The 17,204-nt window shown below is 42.2% G+C and carries 16 protein-coding genes; 11 read left to right on the top strand and 5 right to left on the bottom strand.

What is annotated here, in order from left to right:
- Positions 1 to 158 precede the first annotated feature (158 nt).
- Positions 159 to 1,520 (bottom strand): TrpB-like pyridoxal phosphate-dependent enzyme, encoded by a 1,362-nt coding sequence (locus tag R8P61_09190; protein ID MDW3647226.1) that lies wholly within the window; start codon positions 1,518 to 1,520, stop codon positions 159 to 161.
- 171 nt (positions 1,521 to 1,691) lie between these two features.
- Between R8P61_09190 and R8P61_09185 the strand changes: the two genes are divergently transcribed.
- Entirely contained in the window at positions 1,692 to 2,183 is a 492-nt protein-coding gene (locus R8P61_09185) for a cytochrome c (protein MDW3647225.1), read from the top strand.
- On the opposite strand, the gene thrA is transcribed toward R8P61_09185, so the two are convergent.
- The 3 genes from thrA to nuoE all read right to left on the bottom strand — a co-directional run bounded on the left by thrA (position 2,180) and on the right by nuoE (position 6,440).
- Positions 2,180 to 4,642 (bottom strand): bifunctional aspartate kinase/homoserine dehydrogenase I, encoded by a 2,463-nt coding sequence (thrA, locus tag R8P61_09180; GenBank protein ID MDW3647224.1) that lies wholly within the window; start codon positions 4,640 to 4,642, stop codon positions 2,180 to 2,182. The genes R8P61_09185 and thrA overlap by 4 nt on opposite strands.
- 128 nt (positions 4,643 to 4,770) lie before the next feature.
- Complete coding sequence (gene carA / locus R8P61_09175; protein ID MDW3647223.1) at positions 4,771 to 5,892, bottom strand: glutamine-hydrolyzing carbamoyl-phosphate synthase small subunit; 1,122 nt, start codon at positions 5,890 to 5,892, stop codon at positions 4,771 to 4,773.
- Positions 5,893 to 5,897: 5 nt separating this feature from the next.
- Entirely contained in the window at positions 5,898 to 6,440 is a 543-nt protein-coding gene (gene nuoE, locus R8P61_09170; protein ID MDW3647222.1) for an NADH-quinone oxidoreductase subunit NuoE, read from the bottom strand.
- A 379-nt stretch (positions 6,441 to 6,819) separates the two neighbouring features.
- Here nuoE and R8P61_09165 point away from each other — a divergent pair, with 379 nt between their 5' ends.
- From R8P61_09165 to R8P61_09120, 10 genes are all read left to right on the top strand, one after another.
- Complete coding sequence (locus R8P61_09165; GenBank protein ID MDW3647221.1) at positions 6,820 to 8,205, top strand: undecaprenyl-phosphate glucose phosphotransferase; 1,386 nt, start codon at positions 6,820 to 6,822, stop codon at positions 8,203 to 8,205.
- A 13-nt stretch (positions 8,206 to 8,218) separates the two neighbouring features.
- Positions 8,219 to 8,977: a WecB/TagA/CpsF family glycosyltransferase gene (locus tag R8P61_09160; protein ID MDW3647220.1), complete on the top strand. Its 759-nt coding sequence runs from the start codon at positions 8,219 to 8,221 to the stop codon at positions 8,975 to 8,977.
- Between the two features lie 119 nt (positions 8,978 to 9,096).
- Positions 9,097 to 10,125, top strand: a complete 1,029-nt coding sequence (locus R8P61_09155) for a dehydrogenase (GenBank protein MDW3647219.1) — start codon at positions 9,097 to 9,099, stop codon at positions 10,123 to 10,125.
- 1 nt (position 10,126) lies between these two features.
- Entirely contained in the window at positions 10,127 to 10,720 is a 594-nt protein-coding gene (locus R8P61_09150; protein MDW3647218.1) for a D-sedoheptulose 7-phosphate isomerase, read from the top strand.
- A 72-nt stretch (positions 10,721 to 10,792) separates the two neighbouring features.
- On the top strand, positions 10,793 to 11,491 hold the full coding sequence (locus tag R8P61_09145; protein ID MDW3647217.1) for a nucleotidyltransferase family protein: 699 nt from the start codon (positions 10,793 to 10,795) through the stop codon (positions 11,489 to 11,491).
- Positions 11,472 to 12,050 carry an HAD family hydrolase gene (locus tag R8P61_09140; protein MDW3647216.1) on the top strand — a complete coding sequence of 193 codons (579 nt, stop codon included), beginning with the start codon at positions 11,472 to 11,474 and terminating at the stop codon, positions 12,048 to 12,050. Before R8P61_09145 ends, R8P61_09140 begins: the two co-directional genes overlap by 20 nt.
- Positions 12,051 to 12,055: 5 nt before the next feature.
- Positions 12,056 to 12,955: a glycosyltransferase family 2 protein gene (locus R8P61_09135; protein MDW3647215.1), complete on the top strand. Its 900-nt coding sequence runs from the start codon at positions 12,056 to 12,058 to the stop codon at positions 12,953 to 12,955.
- 50 nt (positions 12,956 to 13,005) lie between these two features.
- Entirely contained in the window at positions 13,006 to 14,232 is a 1,227-nt protein-coding gene (locus tag R8P61_09130) for a glycosyltransferase (protein MDW3647214.1), read from the top strand.
- Positions 14,229 to 15,083, top strand: coding sequence for a hypothetical protein (locus R8P61_09125; protein MDW3647213.1), 855 nt, complete (start codon positions 14,229 to 14,231; stop codon positions 15,081 to 15,083). The genes R8P61_09130 and R8P61_09125 overlap by 4 nt, the downstream gene beginning before the upstream one ends.
- A 16-nt stretch (positions 15,084 to 15,099) precedes the next feature.
- Complete coding sequence (locus tag R8P61_09120) at positions 15,100 to 16,356, top strand: glycosyltransferase family 61 protein (protein MDW3647212.1); 1,257 nt, start codon at positions 15,100 to 15,102, stop codon at positions 16,354 to 16,356.
- Here R8P61_09120 and R8P61_09115 read toward each other — a convergent pair whose 3' ends face one another.
- The gene (locus R8P61_09115; protein ID MDW3647211.1) at positions 16,357 to 17,193 is read right to left on the bottom strand and encodes a hypothetical protein; all 837 of its coding nucleotides are present in this window, start codon (positions 17,191 to 17,193) and stop codon (positions 16,357 to 16,359) included.
- Between the last annotated feature and the right edge of the window lie 11 nt (positions 17,194 to 17,204).

Below are 17,204 nucleotides of genomic sequence, written 5' to 3'. Positions count from 1 at the left end.
AAGATGAGTCAAAAACAAGTAGTTGAAGGTGAAATTGACGATTTATAGTCAAGAGATTGGGACCCTTCCACGCTGGTTAGGGTGACAGCTGCGCTAAAACAACATAAATCAAAATATATCTTAAAAAAAGGCGATGATTCCCTCATCGCCTTTTTTATCTAAATCGTTGGGGTATCCAACTCAGCTAATGATCTTTCAATATCTTCAGTGGTCAATTCATGCCTCACAATCTTTCCAGCAAAATAATCCTCATAGGCTTTCATGTCAAAATTGCCATGTCCACAAAGGTTGAATAAGATCGTTCGGGAAACTCCTTCCTCTTTACACTTCTTCGCTTCAGCTATTGCAGTAGCAATACCATGAGTGGCTTCAGGTGCTGCTACTATTCCTTCAGCTTTGGCGAAGGTTACCCCAGCTTCAAATACCTCAATATTATCATGAGCCACAGCCTCAATCAATTTGTCTTTCAACAATTGACTTACGATCACTCCTGCTCCATGGTAGCGCAATCCTCCTGCATGTATAGGTGCAGGCACGAAATTATGTCCCAGGGTGTACATGGGCAATAGAGGAGTCATGCCCACCGTATCACCAAAGTCGTAGCGGAAAACCCCTCTTGTCAACTTGGGACAGGAAGTAGGTTCGCTGGCTATGCAGCGGATGTTGTGTCCCCCTTCCAGGTTTAAACGCAGGAAGGGAAAGGCCAGGCCTGCAAAATTGGAGCCTCCACCAAAGGGAGCAATCACAATGTCCGGCATATCTCCGGCTTTTTCCATTTGCTTGACAGCTTCTTGCCCGATAATCGTTTGATGCAGTTTTACATGGTTCAACACACTGCCCAAAGCGTATTTGGTGTCCTCATTAGAGGCTGCTCTTTCCACTGCCTCAGATATCGCTATTCCTAAAGAACCTGTTGTATTCGGATCTGCGGCCAGGACCTTACGCCCTGCTTCTGTTGCTTCTGAAGGCGAAGGGAAGACTTTGGCGCCCCAGGTATTCATCATGATCTTTCGATAGGGTTTGTGATGGTAGGAAAGCTTTACCATATATACCTCACATTCCATATCAAAGATGTTGCAGGCAAAAGCGAGGGCACTCCCCCACTGTCCGGCTCCGGTTTCTGTGGTAATACGCTTGATCCCTTCCTGCTTATTATAGTAAGCCTGAGGAACAGCCGTATTGGGTTTGTGAGAACCGGAAGGACTTACTCCTTCATATTTGTAGTAGATCTTGGCAGGTGTATCCAGAACCTTTTCAAGATTGTAGGCTCGATACAAAGGAGTTGGACGCCACATTGAGTAAATATTTCTCACCTCATCCGGGATATCCACCCATTTTTCAGCTGTTACTTCCTGTTTGATAAGCTCCATAGGAAAAAGGGGCGCCAATGCATCCGGACCGATGGGTTCTTTGGTTCCGGGATGTAAGGGCGGGAGAGGTTTGTTGGGCATGTCGGCAATGATGTTGTACCATTTGTCCGGGATCTCCTTTTCACTCAAGGTGATTTTTCGGTTTTTCATGTAAGGCTTGGGTTTTAGTAGTGTTAGTCGAAAAATATGCTTCTTTTAAATATAGGGATTTTCCGAAGGAATGGGCTTGAGAAAAGGACAATAAATGCAGGCAGATTTTGATTTTTTTGGTTAACGGTAGGCGGATAAATACGTATATAAAATGTACTTCAATCTAAAACCATGAAGAATTATATACTCCCCTTGTTATTCGGCCTGCAGGCCATTATTCTCATTCTTTGTCTTACAGGATTTACCCTCCTTAAAGATGAACTCCTAAATCAAATCTCTGCACCTCAGGAAACTTCACAGCATGCCACTTCGCCCGAAAAAGGTGGAAGTGGAATTGTATTCGAAGATGAGCAACTTGCTATCTCCTGGAGAAACGGAAAGCAGATTTTTGAAAGCAATTGTACCACTTGTCATACGCTCAATAGACAGTCTATTGGCCCAAAGCTTGGAGATTTATGTGGTAAATACAATGCTTCCGATAAAGACTGGTTAAAACGCTGGATCAGCAATAGCCCACGAATGATCTTTGATGATAAAGATCCCCGGGCCATCGCCTTATGGGAAGCCAATAATAAAGCTGCTATGAATGCTTTTCCAGGGTTCTCGGATCAGCAATTGGATGATATTTTATTTTACCTCAGTCCCGAATGCTTTGGGAATTAGGAAAGATAGTATCCTACCCGTAAAATCTCTGCAAAGACACCTGCAGCTGTAACTTCGGCTCCAGCTCCTGGCCCTTTGATCACAAGGGGTCTGTCTTTGTAGCGTTGGGTGGTAAAGACTATCATATTATCACTGCCGGAAAGGTTGTAGAAAGGATTGCTTTCGTCCATACTTTGCAGAGAAATAAAGGCCTTCCCATTTTCAAGGGTAGCTATAAATCTCAGCACCTTGCCTTCATCGGCCGCAGCTTTTTGTATGGCTGCGAAATGATCATTGGCTTTTTCCAGTTCTACCATAAAGGCATCAACATCCTTTGCATCCAGGCAAGCCTGAGGGAGAATATTTTCTACCTCAATGTCATCAAACTCCATTTTAAAGCCTGATTCTCTGGCAAGGATCAACAATTTCCTTGCAACATCCTTTCCACTCAAATCTATACGCGGATCAGGCTCAGTATAGCCTCTTTCCCCTGCTTCCTTAACAATATCGCTAAAGGGTCTTTCGCCATTGAATGAATTGAAAATGAAGGATAGAGAGCCACTGAGAACCCCTTCGATTTTCAGAATTCTATCTCCGCTATTGATAAGGTCTGTAAGCGTAGTCAATACGGGTAGTCCTGCTCCTACATTAGCTTCATAAAAGAATTTCACACTATGTTCGTCCGCAATCTTCTTCAATTGCTGGTAAGATTCGTAAGAACTTGAAACAGCCACCTTATTAGGCGTAGAGATTGAGATAGAAGATGCGAGGATTTCCGGATAAACGAGTCTGATGTCGTCCAGGGCAGTATTATCCACAAAAACACTATTGGCCAGGTTCATCTCCTTCATCCTGTCCACAAAGTTTCTCAGATTTGAGACCGTTTCAGATGCATGCAGCTCCTCTTCCCAATTATCCAGAGAGATTCCAGCTGGATTAAAGAGCATCCGCTTGGTATTGGCCATTCCTACGATTCTAACCTCTACATAAAGATGTTCTCTTAGGTAGGCTGCTTGTTGCTTGATCTGTGAGATAAGTTCTCCCCCAATCAAACCTACACCGACAAAAAAGAGATTGAGGGTGTAAAATTTTGAGAGGAAGAATACGTCATGAACTGCCACCAGAGCTTTGGCCTCATCTTCCTTTTTAATAACCACAGAGATGTTCCGTTCAGAGGATCCCTGAGCCGTTACGATCACATTGATTCCATTTTTACCCAAAGCCTGGAAGAGCTTGCCTGAAATTCCCGGACGGGATTTCATATTATCTCCTATCGCTGCGATAACCGCCAAATCATCTACTATGCGAACCGGCTTAACCAGTTTAGCCGCAATCTCAAGTTCAAATTCCTTTTCTATCACCTTTTTTGCCAGGACTTTCTTCCCCGGTTTTATGGCGAATGAAATAGAATGTTGAGAAGAGCCCTGCGTAATCAGGATAGAGTTGATTTTATTAATAGCCAGGACATTGAATAGTCTGGCAGCCATAGCAGAGGCACTAAATATTCCTCCTCCTTCCAGAGTCAGCAAGGAAATATCACTTATAGAAGTGATTCCTTTAACTGTGGTCTCATATGGATCAGGATTATTGCTAATCAGGGTTCCATCCGCATCCGGATTAAAACTATTTTTGATTCGAATCGGAATTCTTTTTTCTAAAGCAGGAAGGATAGTCGGAGGATAAATGACTTTGGCCCCAAAATGGGACATTTCCAGAGCTTCCTCATAACTCATAGTTGCCACAGGAAAAGCCTGAGACACCTTACGGGGATCAGCCGTAAGGACGCCATCCACATCTGTCCAAATCTGGATTTCCTCCGCATCTACAGCCGAACCAAATATCGCAGCTGTATAATCAGATCCGCCTCGCCCCAAAGTAGTAGTTATCCCATCTTCTGTAGAAGCAATAAAGCCGGTAATAATGGACACTTTGTTGGGATTATCAACAAAATGCTGTTGAATATTACGAGTAGTTTCAGGGAAAGAAACTTTCGCAGCCCCATAGTTATGATCTGTTTTTACCAGCAATCGGGCATTTACGAACTTAGCAGCAGTGCCATAGCTATTCAGCACCTCACTGAGCATAAATGCACATGACCTTTCTCCAAAACTCTGAATATAATCAAGTGTACGAGGGGTCAAATCTCGGGTCAGATAAAGACCGTAGAGCAAATTACCCAGCTCAAGCTGTCCTTCTATAATCTCTTGCAGAATGGCCTCATAGCCTTTATAATCTTTGATCAGATTATTTACAACTTCTCTATGTTTTCCGGAGAAATACTCGAGTTTCTCTTTGTACTCCATACTGCCCGAAGCAGCAATCTCGCTCATTTCAATCAACAAATCCGTCATCCCACCCATAGCAGAAACTACTACGGCAAATTTCTCTCCTCTTGCGACATAAGACTGGATGATACGGGCAACATTGTCTATTCTTTCTGCACTTGCAACAGATGAGCCCCCAAATTTTAAAATTTTCATGAGCATAAATTAATGGCCATTCTTTCAGAATTCAATTTTTATTTGGATGAATTTTGAAAGAATGGCAAATCTAGGCTTATTTTTTTAAAAAAATAATAAGCAACTAAAAATCAAGAAGTAAATAACGATCAGGCCAGTGTCTGTACTCTGTCTGACTCAATCAATTCGATAAATTCGTCAAAGAGATAGTGGCTATCGTGTGGTCCGGGTGAAGCTTCCGGGTGAAATTGCACAGAGAAGGCTTTCTTATTCCGTACTCGGACACCTTCTATGGTACCATCATTCAGGTTTTTATGGGTAATTACCAGAAGAGGTGAATTCTCAATCTCTTTTGCATCTACACAAAATCCATGATTTTGAGAGGTAATTTCACATTTACCCGTAATCAGGTTTTTGACCGGATGATTGGCACCTCTATGCCCATTGTGCATTTTATAGGTACTCACCCCACATGCGAGGGAAATGATCTGATGTCCCAAACAAATCCCAAAGAGGGGCAGATCTGCATCGAGGATCTTTTTTACCGTATCTACAGCATAAGGCATAGCTGCAGGATCACCAGGCCCGTTCGAGATAAAGAATCCGTGAGGATCAAAGCTGGTCAGCTCCTCAAAATCGGCATTTGCAGGAAAGACTTTGAGGTAACAGTCTCTGGCTGCCAGGTGGTCAAGAATATTTGTTTTGATCCCAACGTCCAAAACAGCTACTCTATACTTGGCTGAGGGACTTCCGTGGAAGTAGGGCTGAACGGTACTTACTTTCGAAGACAGTTCCAGACCTTCCATGGGAGGACATTTTTTGAGAAGTTTTGTCAACTCTTTGCGGTCTGAAACTTCTGAGGAAATGATGGCATTCATAGCTCCCTTATCCCGAATATGAGTTACCAGCAAACGGGTATCAATATTTCCGATGCCGACAATATTATTATGATTCAGGAAAGAGTGCAGAGATTCTACTGCATCATTTCTGGAGAAAATTTGAGAAAAATTTCTCACGATCAGACCGGAAATTTTGGCTGAGTTACTTTCATACTCAGATCCATGAACGCCATAGTTACCAATATGGGTATGAGTTTCAATAAGGATTTGACCATAATAAGAAGGATCTGTAAAGACCTCCTGGTATCCTGTCATACTGGTATTGAAACACATCTCTCCTGTGGTGGTTCCAATTTTGCCGATGGCTGTTCCTTCAAAAAAAAGCCCATCTTCTAATAAGAGATAGGCTGGTGTTTTTTGGATATACTTCATAGAAATTAATCTAGTATAGATTGATCGTTTAACGGTATTTTTTCGTAGCTAAGATTTTCGTCTTTTTCAAGTTGAGCAATTAATGTATCAACTTTTTCCTTAGTGAGGTGATGGCGATAGTGCTTATTGCTTACCTGGCACATAGGCGCAGTATCACAAGCCCCCAGACATTCAGCTGCTCTTGCCCAAATTTTCCCGTCTTTGCCAAAGCCTTTTTCATCTGCTCCAATTTTCTCTTTCACATAGCTCAGCATTTCAGGGCCTCCTACTTCATGGCAGGAAAAACAGGTACAAACCTCTATCAGATGTTTGGGAACCGGCTTTTTGAAATACATGGTGTAGAATGAAGCTACTCCATATACATGGGCATAGGGAATGTCAATTGTAGTAGCCACCAGTTTAATCGCTTCAAGGGAGAGCCATCCGAACTTCTCCTGCGCGATCCAGAGGGCTGGCATGACCGCCGATTTTCTATCGGGATACTTCGCCACGTGCTTCTGGATCTCAGCGATTTCCTCTTGCGTGAAGATGTAGTCGTTCTTGTCCATAATCTGCTTGCAAATATAGCTTACTTTCGCCCAATTCTTCAAATGATTCTGACTTAATTTAACAAAGCCCTATTCATACGGGGAAAATTACCTTTCAAGAGTGTTTCATAGCCACTGGTCTGAATCCTCATTTATTAGTGATTGCAAGTCCTATATTTGTTTCGACTATTCGGGATATTAAATAGTTCGTCTGCACAAGCAAACCAACATCAAGCTTTACTTGGGGATAATCGGATACCAAATTGACAACAAAGCAAACATGTGCGTAAGCCTTCCAGGTGATAAATATTTTTCCCGTTAAAACATATGTAACTTTTGGGCTAATTATTGCATCAAAACATAGGAGAAAACAGACTTTATTTATCTGGATAAAAAAAACATGGGTAGCAATAGATTTTTCTTCAAGGTATTTGTATTGATAACAGAGTTTGTAATCATCAATCTCTCTTGTCGCCTTGCCTATTACCTCAAGGGTGATCTGACCGAGCCTATCATCACTGATTATATTTATTTCTTCTACACCTTTATTCTGGCTTGGGTAGGGGCTTCTCTATTTACAAATGCATACGAGACAAGAAAGCTTCTCAGCATTAATGCTTTTTTACAAAGTTTATTTTCTACTGTCTTTCTGCAGGTCTTCATTGTTATGACCTATATTGTAGGCACAAAGTCCCACATTCTTTCTCGGGAATTTTTGGCTTACACCTATCTTACCAGTATTCCTGCAATCATTTGTTTCAGGGCTTTGCTTTTAGTAGCCTACCGCTATTACAACAGCATGACCTACACCATTCGCAAGATTGCCGTTGTAGGAAATGACCCTTCCATCAACGAATTATACAATTTCTTCAATTCAAAGAATACAACTGTTTATAGATTCCTCAACAATCTGGATCCCTCTCTCAGCCAGAAAGAAGTGGAAGCATTGGTGCGGGATGAAATAGAAGATATAAAGAGTTTCTGTTTGCGAGAGCAGATAAATGAGATCTATATGTCTCTGCCTTTGATTTCGGAAGAAATGATAGAGGAGCTATCGGATTTTGCGGATGATAATTTCATCTATTTCCGAATGGTGACGGATTTCAATGTCCTCAAAAGGAAACAGATCAATGTGGATTTCTTTGGACATATTCCTATCCTCTCTTTACGGAAAGAACCTTTGAGAACCGTTTTCAATCAGTCATTGAAACGAGCTTTTGATGTGGCCTTTTCTTTGGGAGTGATTCTGTTTGTATTTCCGATCCTGATGCCCATTGTGGCTATACTGATCAAAATGGAATCCAGCGGACCGGTCTTCTTTAAACAACTCAGGTCCGGAAAGAACAATAAAGAATTCTTGTGCTGGAAATTCCGCACAATGGCTGTCAATAAGGACTCAGATTCTGTACAGGCAACCAAAGGAGATAAACGAATCACCAAAGTTGGAGCTTTTCTCAGAAAGACCAGCCTGGACGAATTCCCACAATTTATAAATGTACTGACAGGAGATATGTCAGTAGTTGGGCCTCGCCCACATATGTTGAAACATACAGACGAATATTCTCAAATCATCAATAAGTATTTGTTCCGCCACTTTATCACGCCCGGTATTACCGGTCATGCACAGGTCAATGGATTCAGAGGAGAAACTACTGATCCGTCCATGATGAAAAAGCGAGTTGAATATGATACATGGTACATTGAGAATTGGAGCATTCTATTAGATATAAAGATCATTTTCCTTACCGTTTGGAATGCAGTAAGAGGCGAAGAGAATGCATATTAGGAAACAAGAAACAATGGGGAATAACACAAACATCCTCAACGTAACGTTGGACAACCTTAGCTTCAAAGAATTGCTGGAGGATTTGAAATCCGGAGTGGTTTTCACACCTAATGTGGACCATTTGATGAAACTCCAGAAAGACCGTGAATTTTACGAGGTATATTCAAAAGCAGATTATCTGGTTTGTGATAGCCGTATTATTCAGGCCACTTCAAAATGGGTATCTGATAATCCCATCAAAGAGCAAATTGCAGGCTCGGATTTCTTTCCTTCCTTTTGCCAATACCACAAAGACAATACAGATCAAATAAAGGTATTCCTGCTGGGAGGCACTGAGGAATCCTGCAAGCAGGCAGAGGAAAATATAAATTCCAAAGCGGGAAATCAGGTAGTAATCGGTGGTTATTCTCCCCCTTTTGGATTTGAACACGATCGAGATGAATGTGATCGCATTATCCAGATGGTCAATGATTCAGGTGCTAGCGTACTAGCCGTTGGCGTAGGAGCCCCCAAGCAGGAAAAATGGATAATCAAACATAAGAATCGTATGCCTGGCATAGACATCTTCTTTGCCATAGGAGCTACCATAGACTTCCAGGCAGGCAATGTAAAACGATCTCCCAAGTGGATCACCAAAGTAGGCATGGAATGGGCATATAGAATGGCCCAGGAGCCCAAACGGATGTTCAAAAGATATATCATTGATGACATGCCCTATTTCGTTCTCATTTTCAAACAGAAAATCGGAAAATATCAAAACCCTTGGGCATAGCCTTTGTAATCAATAAAGTACTAATCGTTCTTTTTCAATCATTAATCTTAAAAGAAACTTTGTTAAGAACTTCGAAAAATCGATCTGTTCTTAACCTTACAGATAGGTAAATTAACCTTATGATCATTCGTAGTAAAGCTCCCTTGCGAATTGGACTGGCCGGCGGTGGAACAGATGTGAGTCCTTATTCTGATGAATTTGGAGGCTCCATCCTAAATGCAACCATAGACAAATATGCCTATGCGAGTATTATTCCTCGAAAGGACGGAAAAATCGTCTTGCATGCCATGGACAAAAAAGAGCGATTTGAAATGGACAGCCTGGCCCGTTTACCCATCAATGGGGAACTGGACCTTTTGCGGGGAGTTTATAACAGGATCGTAAAAGATTTCAATCACAATGCACCTCTGTCTTTTGAGTTAAAGACCTATGTTGATGCCCCTCCCGGATCAGGTTTGGGATCTTCTTCAACTTTGGTGGTAGCTATTGTAGGTGCCTTTACTGAGTGGTTGAAATTGCCTTTAGGGGAATATGACATTGCCCATTTGGCCCATGATATTGAGCGGGTTGATCTCGGCTTTGCCGGAGGAAAGCAGGACCAGTATGCAGCTACCTTTGGAGGCTTCAACTTCATGGAGTTCTACAAAGATGACAAGGTGATTGTAAATCCGCTGAGGATCAGAAATCGATACATCCTCGAACTGGAATTCAATATCATCACCTATTATACAGGGACCAGCCGACTTTCTTCGTCTATTATCGAAGCTCAGCAAGAAAGTGTGACCAAGAAAAAAGGCAAATCCATTGAGGCCATGCATGAGCTCAAAAAGCAATCATACATGATGAAGGAGGCACTTCTGAGAGGAGAGCTTTCCAGAATCGGTGATTTGCTGGAGTATGGATGGAAGTTTAAGAAAGAGATGGCTGCAGGAATCAGCAATCCCATCATTGACGAAATCTATGCAGAGGCGAGAAAAGTAGGTGCTACCGGAGGAAAGATTTCCGGTGCAGGTGGTGGGGGTTTTATGACCTTCTTCTGCCCGGGCAATACCCGCTATTGCGTTTCTGACAAACTCCGTGAAATGGGCGGAGAAGTTTATCCAATTAAGTTTAGCAAATCAGGTCTCACCACCTGGACAATAAAATAGAATGAACCAAATACAAGAATTAATACAAAGCTCTATCAAGGCAAAAGAAGCTGTGTTGGCTGATGAAGCCTTATTGCAGAAAGTACAGGAAGTAAGCGATATCATCGTTGAAGCTTTTCGTGCAGACAAAAAAGTCCTCTTTTGTGGAAATGGCGGAAGTGCAGCCGATGCGCAGCACTTGGCAGCAGAATTTTCCGGAAGATTCTACTTTGACAGAGATCCTCTTTTTTCAGAGGCTTTGCACGTAAACACTTCTTATGTAACAGCAGTAGCCAATGATTATTCATATGATCAGATCTACAGCCGTTTGATCAAAGCCAAAGGTCGTCAGGGAGATGTACTGATCGGCATGTCAACTTCTGGCAATTCTAAAAATGTAATTGAAGCCTTTAAGCAGGGAAAAGAAAATGGCATGCATATCATCGCCATGACCGGTGAGACAGGCGGCAACATGAAAGATCATTGCGATATGCTCCTCAATATGCCTTCTACAGATACGCCTCGTATCCAGGAGTGTCATATGTTACTCGGGCATATCATTTGTCAGTTGGTAGAAGAAGCTTTGTTTACTAAGGAAAGTGCGCAAGTGTTATAGTGTTATTGTGCGCAGGTTAGATAATTCAAACCCTAACACTACAACACCTTAACACCACAACACATCTTTTAAATGATTAAAGAAGCAATAGTACTAGCCGGAGGAAAGGGAACCAGACTCAGATCAGTTGTATCTGACGTTCCTAAACCTATGGCGGATATAAATGGAAGGCCTTTCCTGGCCTACTTGCTGGATGACCTTGCGGAGCAGGGCGTAGAGAGTTGTATCCTAGCCGTTGGATACAAAAGAGAGGTGATTTTCGATTATTTTGGAGAATCCTATAAAGGAATGTCCATAAAATATTCGATTGAAGAAGAAGCACTGGGAACGGGGGGCGCAATCAAGCTTGCCTGCAATCTGGTCGAAGGAGAAGAAGTACTGGCCATCAATGGAGATACTTTTTTTCAGGTAGATTTAGAGAAGTTCTACGGCTTTTTTGCGGAAAGTTCTGCCACTCTGGGCATGGCTTTAAAAGAAATGAAAGACTTTGAGCGGTATGGAACCGTCAAAATAGGAAATGATGGTCGAATCATGGGATTTGAAGAGAAGAAATATATGGCTGAGGGTTTGATCAATGGAGGGGTGTATTTGTTCCGAAAAAGTCTTCTGATGGAGGAAGAATTGCCACAGAAGTTCTCTTTTGAAACAGATATTTTGGAGAAATTTTATGATGAAGAAGCCTTTTATGGCACAGGATTCGATTCTTACTTCATTGACATAGGAATTCCGGAAGATTACGAAAAATCAAAACATGACCTTGCCGTCCTTTAAGATTGACAACAGCTGGACCCTCTTTCTCGATAGAGATGGAGTGATCAACGTAAAAAGAGACAATGACTACGTAAAACATTGGGGAGAATTCATCTTTCTGCCCGGCGTTTTCGAGGCGATGCAAATCTTCAACAAGATGTTTGGAAGGATCGTCATTGTTACCAATCAAAGGGGAGTAGGTCGGAAATTGATGACAAATGAGGATGTCGAGGACATTCACGAGCGAATGAGAAAAGAAATTGAATCGCAGGGAGGACGGATAGATCAGATTTTTTATTGTCCGGATTTGGCGGAAGAGGATCACAGAGAATGGAGGAAACCAAAACCGGGCATGGCTTTTGAAGCTAAAAAAATGTATCCGGAAATAGACTTTGAGAAGTCCTTGATTATCGGAGACTCGATCTCTGACATGGAGTTTGGAAAAAATGCAGGAATATACAGCGTTTGGCTATCGGATAAGGAAATCAAAGAGGAACACAAAACGATCATCGATACCCAAACACATTCTTTATTAGAATTTGCAAAACTATTAGAAACGGAGGCTAAGCAAGAGGCTTAACAAATATGAAAGATCACGTGCGCATCGGAGCAGTTTTAACCTGCTTTAATCGGAGAAATAAGACCCTGGCATGTTTAGAAAAGCTCTATAAGCAGGAGGCAATACAGTCCGGCAGGGTTAGTCTGGAAGTTTTCCTTACAGATGACAATAGTCCGGATGGAACAGCTGCTGCCGTAAAGGAAAACTTTCCGGGAGTTCATGTTTTTGAGGGTACGGGTTCCTTGTACTGGAATGGAGGTATGAATTTGGCTTTTGGGAAAGCCCTTCAGCATAATCTGGATTACTATCTCTGGTTAAATGATGACACCTTCCTCTATCCAAATGCTTTGGACAAATTGCTGGACACACATGCGGAGGTAAGTGCCAAAAAAGAACCCAAGAGTATTATTTTGGGAGGGACGGTAGATCCGGTTAGTAAGGAGTTCTCATACGGAGGCTTTAAAAGGCTAAGTCGTTGGACCCTGAAAATGGAAGCAGTCATGCCAGGAAAGGAACCTCGAAAATGTACGAGCAACACTGGCAACTGCGTACTCATACCCAGATCAGTTTCTGACAGAGTAGGAAATATAGAACCCTTCTATACACATAGATGGGGAGATCCGGATTATGGATTAAGGGCCGGGAAATTGGGATGTAGTATCTGGTTGGCGCCAGGATATGTTGCAGAGTGCGAAGCAAACCCTACCGCAGAAAGATGGGCCTCTCCTTCCCTATCCTTTTCAGAAAGGATCAAGGATTTTCATTCAATCAAAGGGTATATAAAGAAAGACTGGTACTTCTTTGTCAAAAGACATGGAGGCATTCTGTGGTTTGCTCTCTGGATCAAACCCTACCTGGATATGGTAATGCTCAGTCTTAAAGATATGTTTACCGGAACCAAAAAAATACAGGCGCAAGCCCACTGAAGGATAGATCGTGTGCGCAATTTTGACGATCAGCAAGGAAAAAATAAATAATGGAACAGAAAAAATTACTTTTCATTACCTCGCAACTCCCCTACCCACCTGTGGGTGGTGGTACTAGTACCTCATGGAATTTCATCAACTTTCTAAACCAACACTTTGATACCTCTATGGTCACCGTGTTGAAATGGGAAGATCCTAGCTATGAGCAGGAATTTCTCTCGAAAGTAAAACTTGACAAATATTTTAGTTTCGAGCTCAATGTTGAAAGAACGGTAGGCACAGTAGCCAAAAGCTATATGCAAGGTGTACCTATCAATTTCGTAAGAAACTACCACAAAGAATTGGAAGAAGTCATCCATGCATGGCTAGCCAATGACGATTACGATTATGTTTTTGTCGATCACTATGAGATGTTTCAATACATCCCGGAAAATGTGAAGGCGAAAACCATTATGCATGAGCACAATGCTGAATTCGTAATGTGGGAAAGATACTCAGAGGTAAGTCCTAATCCGCTGAAAAAGCTGGTTACCTATCTGGAGTCCAAACGTATCAAAAAACAGGAAAAAGATTTTTGCCAAAGAGCCAATATGGTGCTGGCAAATCCCAATGACCAGGAGATTCTTTCAGATTTGACCAATGGAAATAGTCACATCGAGAAAATCATTCCTTGTGGAGAAGACTTTATGCTGGAATGGCCCGACCTCGAATGGGATAATACCGAAGAATCTTTGCTTTATATCGGTTCTCTGGGATGGGAAGCCAATGTAGATGGTCTTATCTGGTTCCTGGAAGAAGGATGGGAAGCTTTGAAAGCAAAAAAACCCAATGCCAAGTTTTACATCGTTGGCGGTAAGCCCGATGCGCGTATTGTAGCTCTGGCAGATAAATTTCCAGATGTAATCATGACAGGCTTCGTAGATGATCTGGAGGATTACTATGGTAAATGCAGGGTTTTCCTAACGCCTCTTCGCTTTGGTAGTGGAGTAAAATTAAAGGTAATGAACGCTATGTTCAGAGGAATTCCTGTGGTTACAACTCCTATTGGCTCAGAAGGAATGCCTGTCGAAAATGGCACGCACCTATACCATACCCATAGCATGAAGGACTTTGTAGAATATTCTGCGAAGCTTCTGGAAGATCAAAGCACATGGGAAAAACTGAGAGACAATAGCCGTAAATTGACTGCGGAGCTATTTTCCTGGAAAACGCAATTACAAAATATCAAAGAGAACATACTTTCACTTGACAGTGTAGTAGAGAAGCAACATTCATGACATCAATTAGTAGATCACCAGGTATGAGCCCTCAGGAACAAGTACTGGACCAGCTGAAGTATCGCTTAAAGCAATCAGCTATCCTGAACAAGAACTTTGGGTACCTGTTCGAGCTCTTTACCTATTTATCATATCCCTTACGCAAAAGAAGTAAGCCGAAAGGCAAATTCGTGATCTTTGGAACCGGAAGATCAGGCAGTACACTATTGGTCAATCTCCTGAATTCCAACAGCAATATTTTTTGTGATAATGAGATTTATCACAGAAAGGTCATGTTTCCCTTTCTTTACCTCCGTTTCCGTTCTATCCTGGGCAATAAATCCGTTTACGGTTTCAAATGCCTTACCTATCATTTAGGATTGAGTTTAGGCCTGGATACAGAGGAAGAAAAGAAAGAGTATCTGGAGAAATTGGTCGATAATGGCTACAAGATCATATACCTGAGACGTCATAATATCTTCCGACAAGGCATGTCTAATCTGTATGCGCGCTACAAGAACCAGTTTCATAGCAATGCGCAAGCAGGGGTCAAGAATAAAGGCAAGAAAATGCCCGTTGAGATTTCCGAATTGCAAAAGTGGATGGATGCTTTGGAAGATCAGGCGCAGGTTGAAGCTCGCTTGTTGGAAAACATTCCACACCTCAAGCTTTCCTATGAAGATGATTTGGCCAAGCCAGAATCTCATCCAGACACCTTTCAGAAGCTTTCCGGATTCCTTGGAATCAATTTCGAAGTACCGGAAACTCAATTACGCAAGGTAACTCCAAAATCTTTGGACAGTTTCATCGAAAATTCAGAAGAGGTACTTCAATACCTCCACGACAACGGATACGAGTCTTATTTAAATTAAAGGCCGGGAAGCCCTCATGAAACAAGCATTAAAAGAGGCATTGAGGCCTTATGTAAAGCCCTACCAACGCTCTTTTCGCAAGCTCAAGAAGCAATCGAAAAGCCTGATGCTTTTGCCATTGAGGGCTTTGCCCATGAGTTCGGAGAAATTGGGGCCTCCCAAAGGCTTGTATTTCACCCTGGAAGAATGGGCCAATAGCTTGAAAGATCCCGGGGCAGGAGAATATACGATTGTCGCCGAATCAGAAGCCCTGATTCGAAAAAAACCACAAACCATAGAGGATAAAGTTCACTGGATTATCGAAAAAGAATACCGCAAGGATTCTCCGGATGCCAGCGTTTCTTTTTTGCGAAATGGTCGGGTATGGGTAAAGCACAACAATATGGGCCACGTAAACTCTACAGCTCATATCACAGAAAATGATCATGTGCTCATTCCCATTTCTGATGAATTCAATCCCAATCCAAGGGAGCACAGCATATTCAGCCAGTTTAAACTTCCCAATCTTCATCACATCCAGGGCAGAGCGATCTCTTTGGTAACTATGAAAGGAGAGCAGTTTTATCACTGGATCTATGATTTGCTTCCGAAATTGGCCTCATTAGAACGCGCAGGTATGTCTTTGGATGATGCAGACGCGATTATCATCAATAGCAGCAAGAGTCGCTTCATGAAGGATACCCTGGCAGCTTTGGGGATTCCGGAAGAAAAATTGGTCGATACACAGACCTACCAGCATTTGAAAGCCGACGAATTGATCGTTCCCTCTACTCCTGCAGGAGTAGGAAATCCGACCCGATGGATTTGCGAATATTTGCGAGAGAAATTCATTCCCCTGAAAGCTGAACTTCCTGCTGATACTTCTGAGAAAGTGTATATCAGCCGGGCTAATGCTCCCGCGCGGAAAGTGCTCAATGAGGACGCTATTGTCAAAGTAGCTGAGAAATATGGCTTCCAGAAATATACCCTGGAAAAGATGAGCTATCTGGAGCAAGTGGCCCTCTTTAATCAGGCAAAAGTGATTCTTACACCACATGGAGCAGGATTATCCGGACTGGTATATTGCGAGCCGGGAACTCAGGTATTGGAATTTTACCATCCCCAATACGTCAATGCCTGTTTCTACGCGCTTTGTAATACGATGGAGATCGATTATTCCTATTTTATAGGGAAAGGGAAAGCTCCAAAGGAAGGCGTTGATCTCGCGATGAATATGGCCGATATCACGGTCGATACCGATAAGCTGGAAAAAGCGATAAAGGCTATTCTTTGATCAATTAAATTTCCATGAATTGCAGGGGAAGAAAATACCCATGACATCTTCAGCAATGTCTCCGTTTGGGTCCCGGAAACCTGAACTCAGATTTTCTGGAGCGACACTAAAAAAGACGGTAAACAAATTATTGGTGATAAGACCTTCGTATAATTGGTTCCATTCTCGAAAAAAGCCAGATGCTTCTTCCGGCAACTGCAAGATGTAGAGGCCCTCATTTGCTCCTATCCTTTTTTGGAAATAGAGCAGCAATTCTGCACTGGTTCTGAGCTTTTTATCATGAAACTCGGCGAAATTGATGGCTTTAAAAAAATCTACTCCCTGATCTTTATCATGCATCCCAATCACATAATTATAGGCCTTCGCATCTGCAATTCTAAGTCCTAAGTAAAGGGAGTTATCTAACTCAACAGAATCCACTTCTATTTTCAGCCTTGGCTCAGGATCGAGGCTCAGTAAGCTGCTACTTTTCAGCCTCCCTTCCCCTAAATCAACTTCCAGCCAATAGCTATGATTTTCCTGGGCAACAAAAGGATCAATTCCTAGAAAAGCCTCTTTTTCCTGATCATATGCAAGTGTATCTATGCTTATTTGCTGATCTGGTCCTTCTTCCAAAACGAAGACTTCGGCAGAAGGCACAAGTTTATAATCTTCCCCTTCGGAATCTATAGGTACCGATTGCAAAATTTTCACCGACACAGGCTCCAACTGTGTCCCTATATACCCAATGATGAAGGTCTTTTCCTTGAAGTCAAATTCTCGATCAACTTCCTCTATGCAAGCCGACAGTAAGATGCAGAGGAATAATAAAAAGGAATATTTAATAAATGCATTCATCAATAAAAGTC

The organism is Bacteroidia bacterium (assembly GCA_033391075.1).
Classification (GTDB): domain Bacteria; phylum Bacteroidota; class Bacteroidia; order J057; family J057; genus JAWPMV01.
Note: the sequence above shows the minus strand (reverse complement) of the source record. Positions and strands in the feature narration are given on the sequence as shown.

Bases quoted from the DNA above. Each gene is read 5' to 3' on its own strand.
- R8P61_09190 (MDW3647226.1), bottom strand. From the start codon at position 1,520: ATGAAAAACCGAAAAATCACCTTGAGTGAAAAGGAGATCCCGGACAAA.
- R8P61_09185 (MDW3647225.1), top strand. From the start codon at position 1,692: ATGAAGAATTATATACTCCCCTTGTTATTCGGCCTGCAGGCCATTATT.
- thrA (MDW3647224.1), bottom strand. From the start codon at position 4,642: ATGAAAATTTTAAAATTTGGGGGCTCATCTGTTGCAAGTGCAGAAAGA.
- carA (MDW3647223.1), bottom strand. From the start codon at position 5,892: ATGAAGTATATCCAAAAAACACCAGCCTATCTCTTATTAGAAGATGGG.
- nuoE (MDW3647222.1), bottom strand. From the start codon at position 6,440: ATGGACAAGAACGACTACATCTTCACGCAAGAGGAAATCGCTGAGATC.
- R8P61_09165 (MDW3647221.1), top strand. From the start codon at position 6,820: ATGGGTAGCAATAGATTTTTCTTCAAGGTATTTGTATTGATAACAGAG.
- R8P61_09160 (MDW3647220.1), top strand. From the start codon at position 8,219: ATGGGGAATAACACAAACATCCTCAACGTAACGTTGGACAACCTTAGC.
- R8P61_09155 (MDW3647219.1), top strand. From the start codon at position 9,097: ATGATCATTCGTAGTAAAGCTCCCTTGCGAATTGGACTGGCCGGCGGT.
- R8P61_09150 (MDW3647218.1), top strand. From the start codon at position 10,127: ATGAACCAAATACAAGAATTAATACAAAGCTCTATCAAGGCAAAAGAA.
- R8P61_09145 (MDW3647217.1), top strand. From the start codon at position 10,793: ATGATTAAAGAAGCAATAGTACTAGCCGGAGGAAAGGGAACCAGACTC.
- R8P61_09140 (MDW3647216.1), top strand. From the start codon at position 11,472: ATGACCTTGCCGTCCTTTAAGATTGACAACAGCTGGACCCTCTTTCTC.
- R8P61_09135 (MDW3647215.1), top strand. From the start codon at position 12,056: ATGAAAGATCACGTGCGCATCGGAGCAGTTTTAACCTGCTTTAATCGG.
- R8P61_09130 (MDW3647214.1), top strand. From the start codon at position 13,006: ATGGAACAGAAAAAATTACTTTTCATTACCTCGCAACTCCCCTACCCA.
- R8P61_09125 (MDW3647213.1), top strand. From the start codon at position 14,229: ATGACATCAATTAGTAGATCACCAGGTATGAGCCCTCAGGAACAAGTA.
- R8P61_09120 (MDW3647212.1), top strand. From the start codon at position 15,100: ATGAAACAAGCATTAAAAGAGGCATTGAGGCCTTATGTAAAGCCCTAC.
- R8P61_09115 (MDW3647211.1), bottom strand. From the start codon at position 17,193: ATGAATGCATTTATTAAATATTCCTTTTTATTATTCCTCTGCATCTTA.